The sequence below is a fragment of the Serratia sp. PGPR-27 genome (assembly GCF_022678525.1).
Classification (GTDB): Bacteria; Pseudomonadota; Gammaproteobacteria; order Enterobacterales; family Enterobacteriaceae; genus Serratia; species Serratia nematodiphila.
Genome location: NZ_JALBYS010000015.1, coordinates 56,961 through 72,810 on the forward strand (window position 1 = coordinate 56,961; position 15,850 = coordinate 72,810).

The following is a 15,850-nucleotide window of genomic DNA, read 5'->3' on the forward strand; positions in this document are numbered from 1 at the left end:
AGGAATAACAATGAATAACCCTCTGGAAACATTTGAATCAATAAGAGATTTTTATATTTCGTATCTTGAAACGGCCTTCCGTATTGATTCATCAGACATACAGTCTGGACGGCGAGCGTTACTGGAACAGCAAGGGACATTATGCGCTGATCTATTTCTTGAACCGATGCCCCGATATCAGCACTATGGTTTAACTATCAGTGAATTACGAAATGATACTCATGGTCAGACATGGTTGCCTGGGTTTAATGCGCAACAAAGGAGGGCATTCATCGACCTCTGTTTAGGTGGACTTCTGCCCCGCAATAAAACAGATCCGACTAAGGGACGTTTTAATCTCTATACCCATCAACTGGACATGCTGAAAAGAGGGGTACAGCCAGGGAAGCCGGGCATCGTCACCTCCGGAACCGGCTCCGGTAAAACAGAATCATTTTTGCTACCGGTTCTGGCGCAGATCGCAAAAGAAGCCACTGGCTGGCCGAAAAGTCCGGCGTTGAAGCACTGGCAACCGTGGTGGCATAAGGTAGCGGATAAACAGCCCAGCTTCATGCGCGAGCATGAGGCCGCTGCACGTCCGAAAGCGGTACGCGCGCTGATCCTCTACCCGATGAACGCCCTGGTAGAAGATCAACTGGTACGTATGCGACGGGCACTGGATTCCAGCGAAGCTCATGATGTCATGGATGCGCATTTTGGCGGCAACCGAATCTTTTTTGGCCGTTATACCAGCGCAACTAAAGTAACTGGCTGGCTCAAACATCCCCGACTCAGTGAAGAAAAAAATGAGAAAAAGCGCGTGGCTAAAAAAATCACTGAGCTACGTGAGTATATGCAATTAACGGAAGAGACCCATCAGGAGGCTGTACGACAAGCACAGCAGGGCAAGGATAACGAATTGTCGTTTAATTTCCCCAGAACTGCTGGTGGAGAGGTTCTCAGCCGCTGGGAAATGCAAAAGACACCGCCCGATATTCTGATCACCAACACCAGCATGCTCTCAACGATGCTGGTTCGTGAGGTGGACGATCCTATTTTTGAACAAACCCGACAGTGGATTGAGCGTGACCCTGATGCCTATTTTTATCTTATCCTTGACGAACTTCATCTACAGCGAGGAACCGCCGGTACCGAAGTCAGCTACTTGCTTAAGCATTTGATCAGTCGGCTGGGGCTGGATCAGGAAAAACACCGACATAAATTGCGTATTCTGGCCTCCAGCGCCTCTTTACCCGTTGAAGGTCCTGAAGGTGAACAAAGCGTCGAATATTTATGGGGAATGTTTGGTCAGAGGGGACTACCCTCAGGTGCCACCTCCAGCGACTGGAGGGAATGTATTATCAAAGGCGACACCCTTCGCCCGGGCAATATGTCTCTTTTCCAGGGGGACTTGGATGCGTTTTATCACGCAGTGCTTCAGTTACAGCAAGCACCACTTACATCATTACAACATTGGCAAAATGTCGCCCGCAGCATGGGAATGACAACCAGTGAAGCTTCTACAGAGCAATTGGCGCAACGTGTCGTCTTACAGGCTGCCAACCTGCTTGAAAGTGGCTGCTATACGGACGATCATTCTCCGAGAGCCACGTCAATTACAATGCTCAGTTCACGCCTGTTTAATGCCCAACCCCATAGTGAAATAGCGCTCCGGGCATTAATCTGGTTGCGCTCGACTGAAGGAGACTGGCCGCAATGGTTTTCAAATGATTTTCCTGATGATATCGGCGCGCCGCGTTTCCGCGCGCATGCTTTTTTGCGCGCACTGGAAGGGTTATATGCCGCGCCATTGCCTGCCTCCAGTGTTGCATCTGCGCAAGAAGTCAATCACCGCTATTTTGGCGATCTTACCGTAGAGTCCGGCTTACGTTACGGCAAAGATAAAACATCGCGGCGTGTCGAATTACTCTATTGTGAATGTTGCGGCAATCTCTTTTTGGGCGGTAAACCTTCAGTCTTTTCTGGTTCAGAAAGTCGAATTGAACTTTTACCCAACGACCCGGATACGGAACAGCTACCGGAACACGCAAAATCAGTCATGGTAGAACGCCGATCTGCTGAAGAATACGCGCTATTTATGCCGGTCGTTGAACGTTTCTGGCCTAAAGGCAACGAAATGTTAAATGACGACGATGCTTTCGGTACATGGGGCGAAGCCAGCTACGATCCATTTACCGCCACTATTCAACACCCAGTATCGCTCTTAAAACCGCTACCGGAAAACCATATCGCGGGCTGGTTCTATTACGTCAAACCCGGTGAATTTGCCTCTCCGGAAAGAGGCCAGTCATCCAGCCAGTCACCGGGAACGGCGCTACCTTTTCAGTGTCCGGCATGTGGTACATCCTACAAATACGGCAAAGGTAAGCTCTCTCCAATCCGTAGCTTTCGCGTCGGTTTTTCGAAAACGACACAGCTACTGGCCAGCTCGCTAATGGCGGAACTACAGCGATCGGGTAACCGTGAGCAACTGGTAACGTTTTCAGACAGTCGTCAAGATGCCGCAAGGGCGGCGCTCGATCTGGAATCGGGTCATCATGACGACGTCAGACGAGAAATTGTTGTCCATTCGCTGCAGTCCATTGCGGCTGATAAACCGTCCCATAACCAACTAAAACTACGCCAGGCAGAGATAGATAACCGGAACAAAACACTGATTAACCTCAACGTAAGGTCGGATGAGGAAGAGGATGAACTGGATAAACTTGCTGATGAACGAAAGAAAATCAGAGGGTTATTATCAAAGCCTGAAGCTGACAGTATACCTCTGCGTGAAATCCTCGAACCTGAATCGCCGGATGCAGGTCAACCACTTGGCTTGCTGTTAAGGGCGCAGGTAGATGCAGGCATTCACCCTTCCGATCGTACTGGTATTGCCCCGGTTCCCGATCCTGAAAAATATGGAGAAGGCACGCTGACCTTTGCATGGCAACAACTCTTTGAAAAGAACGCGGAGGGGGCGTGGTGCTGGAAGGCGCTTCCATCCTATGAAGACAACCTGCTTGTGGCACGACAGGAGATTTCACGCGATCTGAAACGGCTGGTGGGGGAAAGCGTATTCAGTAAAACCTACTTCGCGCTGGAAGAGTCCGGTTGGGGTTATCCCTGCCTTCCCATTACCGGAAACGACTCACGGGAACATCTCGCGATTTATGACGCAATGTTTCGTGTGTTGGCAGACGCGTACCGGGTTACTCCTTCACAATATACAAAGCCAGAAACCCCATGGAGTTCAGCGCGCGATGTCAATCGTAGAAACCGCCTGTACCGCTTTACGCAGGAGATATGCCAGCGTTCAGGAGGCGAGCCATTATCTTTAATTGATAGTTTTCTCCGGCGACTGGAGCTGGCGGGTCATCAGGGCGGTATTATTGATATTGGTAAAGTGCACTTTCGCCTGGCGGAACCTACCGATCGCGTCTGGCGCTGCTCCCGTTGTGGGCGTATACACATGCACACCGGCGCTGGAATCTGTACTCGCTGCTACTCTCCTTTACCCGAAACGCCGTGCAGTGATGCAAAAACGCTCCAGATGCAACATTATCTCGGCAAACGCCTCTCGCATTCTTCTGGTATTCACCGGATGCGCTCAGAGGAGCTGACTGGAATGACCGAAAATCCGGCAGCAAGGCTACGCCGGTTTAAAGGTATTCTGATTGCCGACGATGATGATATTTTGCCAGAAGGAATGAAAGATTTTACGCCCGATCGAGATCTTGACCGGGCAGCTCGCGTAGTAGATGTGCTTTCCGTAACCACAACCATGGAAGTGGGAGTGGATATCGGTGATTTACGTGCGGTCTTTCAGGCCAACATGCCGCCACAGCGCTTTAATTATCAACAACGTGTCGGACGTGCCGGACGACGTGGACAAGCGTTTTCATTCGTATTAACCGCGTGTCGTAGCAAAAGTCACGATCTGTTTTACTTCCGGCATCCGGAAAAAATTACCGGCGATCTCCCTCCTCCACCGTTTTTGACCACAAAACTGGAAATGATCTGCCAGAGACTGGTACGAAAAATCTGGTTGGTGTCAGCATTCAAATGGTTAAGGCAGCAAACGGAAAAAGCAGATCACCCATGGTCAGTTGACGACTACGCACACGTCCCTGATAACCACGGTGAGTTTTTCCCGGTGCACTGGCTGAAAGAAAACCAAACGGACTGGCTGCCAAAAATCCGGCAGGCTATCGAAGCAACCATCCTGGCGCGCGATGAATTTGCACGGACTTGCACGCAGCAAGACCACCATTTGTTCCAGAAAATTATTCAGCCTTTGACGCCGGAACAACTGATTCAAGATATTAACGCCGTACTGAACGACAGTGCAATGGAGGCGAAAGGACTGGCAGAAGCGCTGGCGGAACACGGTAAACTCCCAATGTATGGCATGCCGACCCGATCACGCCTTTTGCTGACAAGGCCAGTCAGCTCAGGTGAAAAAGAAATCGAATTTGCCAGCATGGATCGCGATCTGGATATTGCGATACAGGAATTTGCCCCCGGAAAAATTCTGGTTCAGGATAAACGACGCTACTTTACAGCAGGTTACAGTGGAATGCTTAAACAGAGCAGAAAAAATCCACGATCATTTTATTCAAATGCCTGCGAACCGGGTGAACTCAGAACAATGACCGCATGTCCGGTGTGCAACATCTGGGTTCCGGCAAACTCTTTGACCACCGAATGTACGATATGCGGCGCCGTTATGGATAAGGCGGAACGCTATCAATGCTATGTTCCTTATGGATTTATCACAACGCTGGAACCAAAATCGGCAAAAGAGGATTTTGATCAAATCCTGACCACGGCCAGTCGTGTATCAATTGCAGAAGCCTACACTTTCTCTGCAATGCCAGAGCCTGACGTTAATGTGGCGATACAGCTTCAGCCGCAAACATGTCTGCACCGCCTGAATCGGGGAATTTACACCGATAAAACATGGCGTGGTTTCAGCGCAACACAGGGGAGCTTATCAGTTCCTTTCAGAAAACAGGGGAGTTCCCAGCCGCTTTGGGCGAACCGGATTTGGATGGATAGTCAAATTATTGAGGCCGATCTGTTAGTTAAAAATCGCTTTACCGATCGGGGAGAAACTCGAAACACATTTTATCTTGCCGCGCCTAAAGTGACTGATCTACTTGCGCTGATGGTTGCCCAAACCCCGCCGGGACTCCGGCTACAGTATTCTACTCTAACTCCTGCATTCAGAGCTGCTGCGCTCTCTGCGTCTTTTATCATTGTTAACTATGCATCAAAAGAGCTACTGGATATTGATCCTGAAGAAATCGAAATTCTGGAACCCCGCGTTCAAATGCTGAAAAACGGCAAGTCGGTACCGGTTCTGCAAATGGCCGATCGTCTGGTAAATGGTTCAGGGTTATGTGAACGGCTACAGCAGAAGGACGCATCCGGTTCTCTCATTATCCTTGAGGTCATGAAGAAGATTTTAAATAACAAAACGGCCTACCCACTGGCTGAGTTTCTGCAATCCGAACATCGCGAACGCTGTTTTCAGGGGTGTTATCACTGCCTGCACCGATACGGAAACCAGCCGTATCACGGATTGCTGGACTGGCGTCTGGGACTGGATGTTATTCAACTTCTTCTGGATCAAACCTATAACGCTGGGCTGAACGGTGATTTTACCTCTCCGGGCGTAGCTGACTGGCCGGAAAATGCCCTGCGATTAGCCAAAGAAGCCGCTTCGCTATACAGCGACAGTGACGTAAAAGTGATGGGGAATATACCCGTGATTCGCACCGGGGACGGGCGCTGGGCTGCCGTACTACATCCATTCTGGGATCCCGATGCTGCATTTGCTGCAAACCCCGAACTTGAGGCATTTTCATATGAGGTGGACATAGACGCTACGAATACTTTTGCTTTGTCCCGCCGCATGGGGACTGAAATGGCGAAATTACGGACTCAGGCGTCTTCACCTCAGGAGTGATAATGCAATGAATGAAATGACGCTATTGCGTACTCGTCCGGTGCTTCCTTCCCTGTTGGGGTGTTTCGCCGTTTGCCCGGCGAAATACCTACTGGAAAGTGAAGCTCATTCTTACGCTCGTTTACCGCTGCACCCGGGAGTGATTCTGGGCCAGGTAATACATCAACGGGTCAATTCAGTGATACGCAGGGAGGCCACTTTTGAGAATTATACCCTCAGGCAACTGGAAAATGATTTTTCGATCGAGCTGACAGCCAATCGACGTGCCGGGCCGGTAGCAAACTGGATATATGACCGTCACGGCGTTGCCGGGCTGGTGTCACGCCAAATGCTTGTTACCCAGATCCGCTACGTCAGATCGCTTATGCCGCCTGTTTTCGTAAAAGGGGGCCCTGCACACGAAAAAACATTACCCGTTGGCCGGGAGGTTATGCTGACCAGCAATGATTTCGATATGCATGGGCGGGCCGACTTCATATATCAGGAGCGGCCCGATCGGTTAAACGTAGTTGATTTGAAAACCGGAAGGATAACAGACGAACAAAACCAGCCGAAAGAAGCTAACCTGTTACAGATTGCGGCCTATGGCATAATGGTAAAAGAGCGAGCACCTGATATGAACATTGGGTTAGTTCTGACGGGGAGCCGTGATAGTTGGGAAGGGACACTGAATACAGACCTGATTGAACGGGTCACTACAATTATCAAAAATATTAATCGACTTTTGCCACGGAATATCCCGCTTTCAGTATATGAGTTGGCTTGTCCAGGTACGTACTGCTCCCATTGTTCCTGCCGTTGCTCGTGCCCGGCCTGGACAGAAAAGCTACGCAAGCAGATGCAACCGTCTCTTTCTGACCATCTGCATGGCGGAATCGATATCAGTGGAAAATTACTTGATGCCGAAAGTGATGATCATCTTCTTACGCTGAAGATCCTGCTACCCGATAATTCAGTTGTTAAGGTCTTTCGTGTGCCTTCAAGCACCATCCCAGATCCAACGGAAATAACAGGAAAGCAAATTGCATTGTACGGATTAAATACCTTCAGTGAGACACCAACAGAGTATTTTCCCCGCAACCTCTACGTCATCAATATGCAGGATACAAGAAGATCGGCGTTTCAGTTTCACTGGCAGAGTGAAGAAGAGAATTAGACCTAGGGAAAACGCTTACCTTAAACAACGCTTGATGATCTTACCCGTCATATATTGACGCTTAGCCAGCGGTGATTACTCATGACAAAACCAGCATCGACCAGCAAAATGGCTCGTAAGCAGTACACACTCTAATTCCTCTATGAAGCCCTGAAACTGGCTGAACGTATTGGTATCGCTGCCGCTGCCCGTAAGCTCAGCCTGTGACCTGCTCCCTTTTGATTAATACATGCGATTCTTTTTAATGTCTGCATATGGCACGGAGCGCACATATAGAGTCAATTAAGTTAGCGCGTCGGAACAACGCCGGCGGTCATTGATTGGTCACAGTTTCTAACATTACTAATGTATAGCATGAATGTCTTCGGCTGTTGTGCCCATCTGAATTAATCCCATTGTAAGCATACCTGTTTTAGTTCCATGCACTTTTTGAGAGTTCCGGGTTTTCAGCCATCAGCCGGTACTCTTCCGGCGTCAGGTTATTCAGAGATTCATGAGGTCGCTAGCTGTTGTATTCCATCAGCCAGTGCTCGATAATTTCCCTCGCTTCATTCAGGGTTCTGAACAGATAAAAATCCAGGATTTCTGTCCGGTACGTCCGGTTAAACCGTTCGATAAAAGCATTTTGTGTAGGCTTACCCGGCTTGATAAATTCGAGCTGCACGCCATGCTCTTCAGCCCACTGTGCCAGCGTCAGTGAGACCAGTTCTGGTCCGTTGTCCATCCGCAGTTTCAGTGGATAACCCCGGTTTGCCACGCTCCTGTCCAGCACCCTGACCACCCGCTGTGCCGGGATATTTAGATCGATTTCTATTGCGAGGGTCTCGCGGTTAAAGTCATCAACCACATTGAAGGTCCGGAAGCGTCTGCCGCAGACCAGCGCATCATGCATAAAATCGATGGACCAGCTCTGGTTAAGCGCTTCCGGCGTCGCCAGTGGCGCCGGGTTACGCGCGGGTAAACGCTGTTTTCCCTTGCGACGAAAATTCATTTTCAGCAGGCAGTAAATCCGGTGAACGCGTTTATGGTTCCAGGTATTGCCCTGCCTGCGCAGTAGCTGGAAAAACTTCTTAAAACCGTAGCGCGGATAGCGTTCTGCCAGCTCAGTCAGTGCATGGATCACCGGTTTATCACGCCGGGTATCTGGCTGATAAAAATACACTGTCCTGCTCAGCGATAACGTCCTGCAGGCCTGACGTAAACTCATGGCAAATTGTGCCGTCAGATAGCTGACAAGTTCACGCTTTATCGCTGGTTTTAAAGCTTTTTTCGATGACGTCTTTAAGTGCCCGGCACTCAAGGCTGAGATCAGCAAACATCTGTTTCAAACGTCGATTCTCATCCTCAAGGTCTTTGATTTTTTTAATATCGGCCGCTTCCATCCCGCCATATTTCGCCTTCCAGTTGTAGTAGCTGGCTTCCGAAATAGCGGCCTCACGGCACACATCCTTGACGGTACGTCCGGCTTCGACGGACTTCAGAACGGCGATGATCTGGTGTTCAGTGAATCGGGCTTTACGCATAGCGATCTCCTCAGGGGGACATAATCAGTATGTGGGAAGATCTCTAAAAGTGAATGGGCCGTTTTTTCGGGATGCTTACAAGTTGAGACATTATGAAATGAAAAATCCACGCAATTGCGTGGATTTTATAGCATTTTTCTATTTTTATGAGATTTAGCAAAACCTCATGAGACGATAAATTTTATTTAGACGTTAAACAAGAAGTTCATCACGTCGCCGTCTTTGACGATGTAGTCTTTACCTTCGGAACGCATTTTGCCGGCTTCTTTGGCGCCTTGCTCACCCTTGTAGGTGATGAAGTCGTCATAGGAGATGGTTTGGGCGCGGATAAAGCCTTTCTCGAAGTCGGTGTGGATCTTGCCGGCCGCCTGCGGGGCGGTGGCGCCGACCGGGATGGTCCAGGCGCGCACTTCTTTCACGCCGGCGGTGAAGTAGGTCTGCAGGTTCAGCAGCTCGTAACCGGCGCGGATCACGCGGTTCAGGCCCGGCTCTTCCAGGCCCAGCTCGGCCATGAACTCGTCGCGCTCTTCGTCTTCCAGCTCGGCGATGTCGGATTCCACGGCGGCGCACACGGCAACCACCACGGAGCCTTCGGCGTCGGCGATTTTACGCACGGTGTCCAGGTACGGGTTGTTCTCGAAGCCGTCTTCGTTGACGTTGGCGATGTACATGGTCGGCTTCAGCGTCAGGAAGCTCAGGTATTTGATCGCCGCCTTGTCTTCCGCGGTCAGATCCAGCGCGCGCAGCATGCCGGCGTTTTCCAGGTGCGGCAGGCATTTCTCCAGCGCCGCCAGCTCGGCCTTGGCGTCTTTGTCGCCGCCTTTGGCTTTCTTCTGCACGCGGTGGATGGCGCGCTCGCAGGTGTCCAGGTCAGACAGCGCCAGCTCGGTGTTGATGACGTCGATATCTTCGGCCGGATCGACCTTGTTGTTGACGTGGATGATGTTGTCGTTCTCGAAGCAGCGCACCACGTGGCCGATGGCTTCGGTTTCGCGGATGTTGGTCAGGAACTGGTTGCCCAGGCCTTCACCCTTGGACGCGCCTTTCACCAGGCCGGCGATGTCGACGAATTCCATGGTGGTTGGCAGAATGCGCTGCGGTTTGACGATCTCGGCCAGCTTATCCAGACGCGGATCGGGCATCGGCACCACACCGGTGTTCGGTTCAATGGTGCAGAACGGGAAGTTGGCTGCTTCAATGCCCGCTTTGGTCAACGCGTTGAACAGGGTGGATTTGCCTACGTTAGGCAGGCCGACGATACCGCATTTGAATCCCATGTTGTAATCACCTTAAATATCTTAACTATCAGTCGGTTAGGTTTAACCAACTGCATAAAGGGCAAAATAATGCCGCCATTATACACGTAATGGGCGTTTATCTCGATCAGACTTGCTTGGCCGGGGCGAACGCAGCGCGGACGGCCGGTTTTTATTTGAGATTTGCATCACATTTACCCATACTGGCCATTCCGATTAACCGACAGGAAACGCGCCGGATGTATTTCTTGCCTACGCCACCCTGAGCTGTGCCCGCCTGCACTCTGCCGCCCCTTGCGGCTCCCCATACCCGCTACGCGGGGAGATGATGTCATCTGTCATGAGTGAATAATGCATGTTTAACCTGAGTAACGTCAGGATCGCGGACGTTAAAAATGAAGTCCTGGCGGGCTTTGTGGTGGCGGTTTCGATGATCCCCGAGGCGGTCGGCTTTTCGCTGGTCGCCGGTCTTTCGCCAATTGTCGGCTTGCATACCGCGTTTATTATCGGCCTGGTCACGGCGCTGTTCGGCGGCAAACCGGGCATGGTTTCCGGCGCCGCCGGCTCCATTGTGGTGGTGCTGATGAGCCTGGCGGCGCAGTACGGCATGGGTTACGTGCTGTGGGCCACGCTGTTTGCCGGGGCGATTCAAATCCTGATCGGCGCCTTCCGGCTGGGCAAGTTCATTCGTCTGGTGCCGCTGCCGGCGATCCACGGCTTCGTCAACGGCCTGGCGATCGTCATCATGCTGGCGCAGCTGAAGATGATCGCCGGGCAGGGGCCGCTGATGTACGGCCTGGTGGCGCTGGCGATTGCGGTGGTGGTGCTGTTCCCGCGCCTCACCAAAGCCATTCCGTCTTCGCTGGCGGCGCTGCTGGTGGTCTCGGCGTTGGCGATTGGCCTCAACCTGCACACGTTGCGGGTGGGCGATCTGGCGGACATTTCCGGCGCGCTGCCGCACTTTAGTCTGCCGACGGCGCCGTTTACCCTGGAGATGGTGCGGGTGGTGCTGCCCTACGCGGTGGTGATCGCCCTGGTCGGTTTGATTGAATCGCTGCTGACCATGACGGTGCTGGATGAAATGGGCGGCAAGAAGGGCAACGGCAATCGCGAGAGTATCGCGCAGGGCGCCGGTAACGCGGTATGCGGCCTGTTCGGCTGCTTCGCCGGCTGCGCGATGATCGGCCAGTCGATCATCAACTTCACCTCGGGCGGGCGCGGGCGCATCTCCGGCACGGTGGGCGCCATCCTGCTGATTCTGTTCGTGGTCAGCCTGTCGCGCTATATCGGCCTGCTGCCGGTGGCGGCGCTGGCCGGGGTGATGCTGGTGGTGTGTTACAACACCTTCGAGTGGAGCTCGCTGCGCCGCTTGCGCCGCATGCCGAAAGCCGACGCGCTGGTAATGATCGTCGTCACGCTGATCACCATCTTTACCGATCTGGCGGTGGCGGTGATCAGCGGGGTGATTATCTCAGCGCTGGTGTTCGCCTGGCAGCAGGCGCGCATCCGCGTGCGCCAGCGGCAGGTGACGGGCGACGTGGCGGTGTATCAACTGGATGGCCCGCTGTTCTTCGGCTCCGCCGCGGCTTTCGCCGAGCTGTTCGATCCGCAGAGCGATGCGCAGAATGTGGTGCTGGATTTTGCCGGCACCCGGGTGATGGATTCCAGCGGCGTGGAGGCTATCGATAAGCTGACGGCGCGTTATCTGGCGGCGGGGAAAAGCATTCGTCTGCGCCACCTGAGCGCTGACTGCGTGCGCCTGCTCAAACGCGCCGGGCCGTTCTGCAGCCATGAGCTGGACGATCCGCAGTATTACGTGGCGGAAGAGGGCTTCACCGCCGATGAGCGCCGCGTGAGCGAGGAAACCTTCAACCCGCGCGGCTAAAAGCAGGCAGTGGGCAGGGCGCCCGCTGCGGCAAGGTTCAGGCCTGCGCCTTGAAGCTGTGCAGGCGCTGAACGGTTTTTTCCAGCCCGTCTTTCATCAGCATTTCGGTGCAGCGCAGCGACTCATCGATCGCTTCGTCAATCATCTTCTGCTCGCTGGCCGGCGGCTTGCCGAGCACGAAGCCCACCACCTTGTTCTTGTCGCCCGGATGGCCGATGCCGATGCGCAGGCGGTAGAAGTTCGGGTTGTTGCCGAACTTGTTCTGGATGTCCTTCAGGCCGTTGTGGCCACCGTTGCCGCCGCCGAGCTTGATTTTGGCCACGCCGGGCGGCAGATCCAGCTCGTCGTGCGCCACCAGGATCTCGCTGGGTTCGATGCGGTAGAAGTTGGCCATCGCCAGCACCGCTTTGCCGCTCAGGTTCATGAAGGTGGTCGGCACCAGCAGGCGAACGTCGTTGCCCGCCAGGTTCAAACGGGCGGTGTAGCCGAAGAACTTGCTCTCTTCTTTTAACTGCTGATTGTGGCGCTGGGCCAGCAGATCGACGTACCAGGCGCCGGCGTTGTGGCGTGTCTGGGCGTATTCCGCGCCCGGGTTGGCGAGGCCGACTATCAATTTAATACTGCTCACTGGGAGATTCGCTATGATCAGGGTAATGGAAAGTGCCTTAGTCTACCTGTCGGGGCGATGAATGACAAAACCCGATCTCTGCCGTCACCCTGGGTAAGAAAGATGAATGATTCATTAGCTTAATAATTCAATTTGTCCGCTAATTTTCAGCACTGTGTTAAGAAGTGTCAATAATTCTTTACCATTTGTGATCGCCTCCGCAATCCCCTTGCCGCAACAGGGACTATACTTAACTTATCAAAGTGGGTTAACAAGTTGCAGCGTTATCCCGGTTGGCACATGGCAATCATGGAGGTGGCATATGAAACGTAGAAGCGCGGACAGAGTGGGCAACTTTTTTATGGGACTGGGGCTGGTCGTGATGATCGGCGGTGTCGGATACTCAATTATTGCTGAAGTATCCCAGTTCAATCTGCCGCAATTTTTCGCCCACGGCGCCATCATGAGCATCTTCGTCGGCGCGCTGTTGTGGCTGGTGGGCGCGCGTATCGGCGGCCGCGAACAGGTGGCGGATCGCTACTGGTGGGTAAAACACTTTGATAAACGGTGCCGCAACGATCAACATCGTTCGTCGCATTGATTAAAAAAGCAGAAGGGAAGCAAGAGCGGGGCAAGGGAACATCTGCCGTGCATTAAGGTTTGAGGTCATGTCGGACTACAAGTAGAAAACCCGTTGTTGCTCGCGCACCAACGGGTTTTTCTTTTCTGCTGTCGGGCTCGCTATCTTTCCGGCGCAGTGGGCGCCGCACCGGAAAGACGACGAATTAATGCTCGAACATCGCAGAGATCGACTCTTCGTTGCTGATGCGGCGAATAGCTTCAGCCAGCATGCCGGACAGGGTCAGAGTGCGAACGTTTTTCAGTGCCTTGATTTCCGGCGACAGCGGAATGGTGTCGCAGACGATCACTTCATCAATCACCGAGTTCTTGATGTTGTCCACGGCGTTGCCGGAGAAGATCGGGTGCGTCGCGTAGGCGAATACGCGCTTGGCACCGCGTTCTTTCAACGCTTCAGCCGCTTTACACAAGGTGCCGCCGGTGTCGATCATGTCGTCGACCAGCACGCAGTCGCGGCCCGCCACGTCACCGATGATGTGCATCACCTGAGAAACGTTCGCGCGCGGGCGGCGTTTGTCGATGATGGCCATGTCGGTGTCGTTCAGCAGTTTGGCGATGGCGCGGGCGCGCACGACGCCGCCGATGTCCGGGGAAACCACGATCGGGTTTTCCAGGTTCTGCTGCAGCATGTCTTCCAGCAGGATCGGGCTGCCGAACACGTTGTCTACCGGTACGTCGAAGAAGCCTTGAATCTGCTCAGCATGCAGATCCACCGTCAGAACGCGGTCAACCCCTACGCTGGAGAGGAAATCGGCAACCACCTTGGCGGTGATTGGCACACGCGCGGAACGCACGCGGCGATCCTGGCGGGCATAGCCGAAGTAAGGGATAACGGCGGTAATACGACCTGCGGAGGCGCGACGCAGGGCGTCGACCATCACAACCAGTTCCATCAGGTTGTCGTTGGTCGGGGCACAGGTGGACTGGATGATGAAAATATCACCGCCGCGTACATTTTCGTTGATTTGCACGCTCACTTCGCCGTCGCTAAAACGACCTACAGCGGCGTCACCAAGGCTGGTGTACAAACGGTTGGCAATACGTTGTGCTAGTTCCGGGGTGGCGTTACCAGCAAAAAGCTTCATATCAGGCACGAGAAGAACCTCAGGCTTGCGTCCAGAGAAGATATTGTCATACGACCTCGCCAAGGAGCAGTCGGCGACGCCGGCGCAATATACATACGGGTATGTAAAACTAAAATTGAGATCGCAGGCAGCGCAGGGATAACAGGGCCAGGTGTGCATGACCCTGCGCAGCGAAACGTTGAGCTACGACTCAAACCGCCCGGAACGAATGCGATGTAGTGGGGAGACGTTAACGCCGCGCGCTACAAAACCACACAACCACTCCGGGGCTTGATTTAACACCTGACGGGCGGCGATTTCTGTGTCGAATTCAGCAAACACACAAGCACCTGTGCCAGTCAGGCGTGACGGGGCGTATTCTAACAGCCATGAAAGAAGCTGTTCAACCTCGCGAAAACGTTTTCTTGCGATCGGTTCGCAATCATTTGCGTACGGCGCCTGCAACAGCTCACTTAAGGAGCGAACCGGGGTGTCTCTTTTCAATTCGGGGTCGCCGAAGATAAGCGGTGTCGGGATACCGACGCCGGGATGCGCCACCAGATACCATTTTTCCGGCGGCTCGGCCGGCAGCAGGCGTTCGCCGATGCCTTCGGCGAAGGCGGCGTGGCCGCGCACGAACACCGGCACGTCGGCGCCGAGGCTAAGCCCCAACGCAGCCAGTTGGTCGTCGTCAAGGCCGCAGCGCCACAGTTCGTTCAGCGCCACCAGCACGGTGGCGGCGTTGGAAGAGCCGCCGCCTAGGCCGCCGCCCATCGGCAGGCGCTTGTCGATGCTGATGTCGGCGCCGCGCGGTGCGGTCTGCAGACCCTGTTCATCACAATAGCGCTGCAGCAGGCGGGCGGCGCGCACGATCAGGTTCTGCTCGTCCGGCACGCCGTCGACCGGCGTCAGCAGGTTAATGCGATCGTCCTGGCGCGGGTCAATGGTCAGGGTGTCGCCGTAGTCCAAAAACTGGAACAGCGTCTGCAGCAGGTGATAGCCGTCTTCACGACGGCCGGTGATGTACAGAAACAGGTTGAGCTTCGCGGGGGAGGGCCACTGGCGGATCATTTGAGCGTCCAGTTATCCATTTTCAGCTTGATGCGTTGGTCGCCCTGCTGCAGCTCCAAACGGTTCGGCAGCGTCGGCTGCACCTCGGTGCTGTAGCTCTGGTAATCCACTTTCCAGGTTTGACCGCCTTGCTGGTAGGTCAGTTTGCTCAGGCGATATTGGTCATCCAGCGCAAAATCGCTGGCTTCGCCCGGCAGGCCGACCATCCACTGGCGCAGGTTGTTCAGCGGGATCGCCATCCCGGTCAGCTTGCGGATCATCTCTTCCGGGTTGTCGCTGACGTAGCGTTTGCCCTGGTTGTCGGTCAGCTGAACCACGTTTTTCTGTACGTTGAGATCCATTTCCGTGCTGCCCAGCGGGTTAGTCAGCAGCAGGCGGTAGCGCTCCGGCGAAAACTGCTGCCAGAAGAAGCGGGCATAGACTTTTTTCTGATCAGACAAGTAGGCGAAGGAGCCGCGGGTCTGATAGGTGCTAAGCTGCTGCACCGCCTGCTCATGGGCGCGCCACTGCGGTGAGGTCGGGCTGGTGGCCGGGCCGGTTGGCTTGGTGGTGGTACAGGCGGCCAGCACCAGGCTGGCCAGCGGGATCAGACGGAGCAAACTAACTTTGCGTATTGGCATAACTTTTTCTTGTCCTTTTGTCCTTGCGGGCATGCGCGACGAAACCCGGATTCAGCGCTCACGCTAACGGGGCGGC

Annotated in this window: 9 protein-coding genes and 3 pseudogenes; 5 read left to right on the top strand and 7 right to left on the bottom strand. The window is 53.8% G+C overall.

Annotated features, from left to right (window positions below; translation table 11 throughout):
• Positions 1–10 precede the first annotated feature (10 nt).
• The 3 genes and pseudogenes from MMS95_RS10480 to MMS95_RS10490 all read left to right on the top strand — a co-directional run.
• Positions 11–5,953 carry a DEAD/DEAH box helicase gene (locus MMS95_RS10480; RefSeq protein ID WP_242141650.1) on the top strand — a complete coding sequence of 1,981 codons (5,943 nt, stop codon included), beginning with the start codon at positions 11–13 and terminating at the stop codon, positions 5,951–5,953.
• Between the two features lie 7 nt (positions 5,954–5,960).
• Positions 5,961–7,109 (top strand): PD-(D/E)XK nuclease family protein, encoded by a 1,149-nt coding sequence (locus MMS95_RS10485; RefSeq protein ID WP_242141651.1) that lies wholly within the window; start codon positions 5,961–5,963, stop codon positions 7,107–7,109.
• 81 nt (positions 7,110–7,190) lie between these two features.
• A pseudogene (locus tag MMS95_RS10490) lies at positions 7,191–7,310 on the top strand (IS3 family transposase); the annotation flags it as partial.
• A 211-nt stretch (positions 7,311–7,521) separates the two neighbouring features.
• On the opposite strand, the pseudogene MMS95_RS24265 reads toward MMS95_RS10490, so the two are convergent.
• The 3 genes and pseudogenes from MMS95_RS24265 to ychF form a co-directional block, all read right to left on the bottom strand.
• A pseudogene (locus MMS95_RS24265) lies at positions 7,522–7,623 on the bottom strand (integrase); the annotation flags it as partial.
• A pseudogene (locus tag MMS95_RS10495) lies at positions 7,615–8,632 on the bottom strand (IS3 family transposase); the annotation flags it as partial. The pseudogenes MMS95_RS10495 and MMS95_RS24265, both read right to left, overlap by 9 nt.
• Positions 8,633–8,817: 185 nt before the next feature.
• The gene (gene ychF, locus MMS95_RS10500) at positions 8,818–9,909 is read right to left on the bottom strand and encodes a redox-regulated ATPase YchF (RefSeq protein WP_033633304.1); all 1,092 of its coding nucleotides are present in this window, start codon (positions 9,907–9,909) and stop codon (positions 8,818–8,820) included.
• Between the two features lie 334 nt (positions 9,910–10,243).
• On the opposite strand from ychF, the gene MMS95_RS10505 reads away from it, so the two are divergent.
• Positions 10,244–11,773 carry a SulP family inorganic anion transporter gene (locus MMS95_RS10505; RefSeq protein ID WP_085336328.1) on the top strand — a complete coding sequence of 510 codons (1,530 nt, stop codon included), beginning with the start codon at positions 10,244–10,246 and terminating at the stop codon, positions 11,771–11,773.
• A 37-nt stretch (positions 11,774–11,810) separates the two neighbouring features.
• Here the strand turns inward: MMS95_RS10505 and pth are convergent, their stop codons facing one another.
• Complete coding sequence (pth, locus tag MMS95_RS10510; protein WP_021504829.1) at positions 11,811–12,401, bottom strand: aminoacyl-tRNA hydrolase; 591 nt, start codon at positions 12,399–12,401, stop codon at positions 11,811–11,813.
• Positions 12,402–12,702: 301 nt separating this feature from the next.
• Here pth and ychH point away from each other — a divergent pair, with 301 nt between their 5' ends.
• The gene (gene ychH, locus MMS95_RS10515) at positions 12,703–12,981 is read left to right on the top strand and encodes a stress-induced protein YchH (protein ID WP_004941056.1); all 279 of its coding nucleotides are present in this window, start codon (positions 12,703–12,705) and stop codon (positions 12,979–12,981) included.
• Positions 12,982–13,165: 184 nt separating this feature from the next.
• Here the strand turns inward: ychH and prs are convergent, their stop codons facing one another.
• The 3 genes from prs to lolB all read right to left on the bottom strand — a co-directional run bounded on the left by prs (position 13,166) and on the right by lolB (position 15,774).
• Positions 13,166–14,113, bottom strand: a complete 948-nt coding sequence (prs, locus tag MMS95_RS10520) for a ribose-phosphate diphosphokinase (RefSeq protein ID WP_004941061.1) — start codon at positions 14,111–14,113, stop codon at positions 13,166–13,168.
• A gap of 174 nt (positions 14,114–14,287) precedes the next feature.
• Positions 14,288–15,154: a 4-(cytidine 5'-diphospho)-2-C-methyl-D-erythritol kinase gene (gene ispE, locus MMS95_RS10525; protein ID WP_048322990.1), complete on the bottom strand. Its 867-nt coding sequence runs from the start codon at positions 15,152–15,154 to the stop codon at positions 14,288–14,290.
• On the bottom strand, positions 15,151–15,774 hold the full coding sequence (gene lolB, locus MMS95_RS10530) for a lipoprotein insertase outer membrane protein LolB (protein WP_004941069.1): 624 nt from the start codon (positions 15,772–15,774) through the stop codon (positions 15,151–15,153). Before lolB ends, ispE begins: the two co-directional genes overlap by 4 nt.
• Between the last annotated feature and the right edge of the window lie 76 nt (positions 15,775–15,850).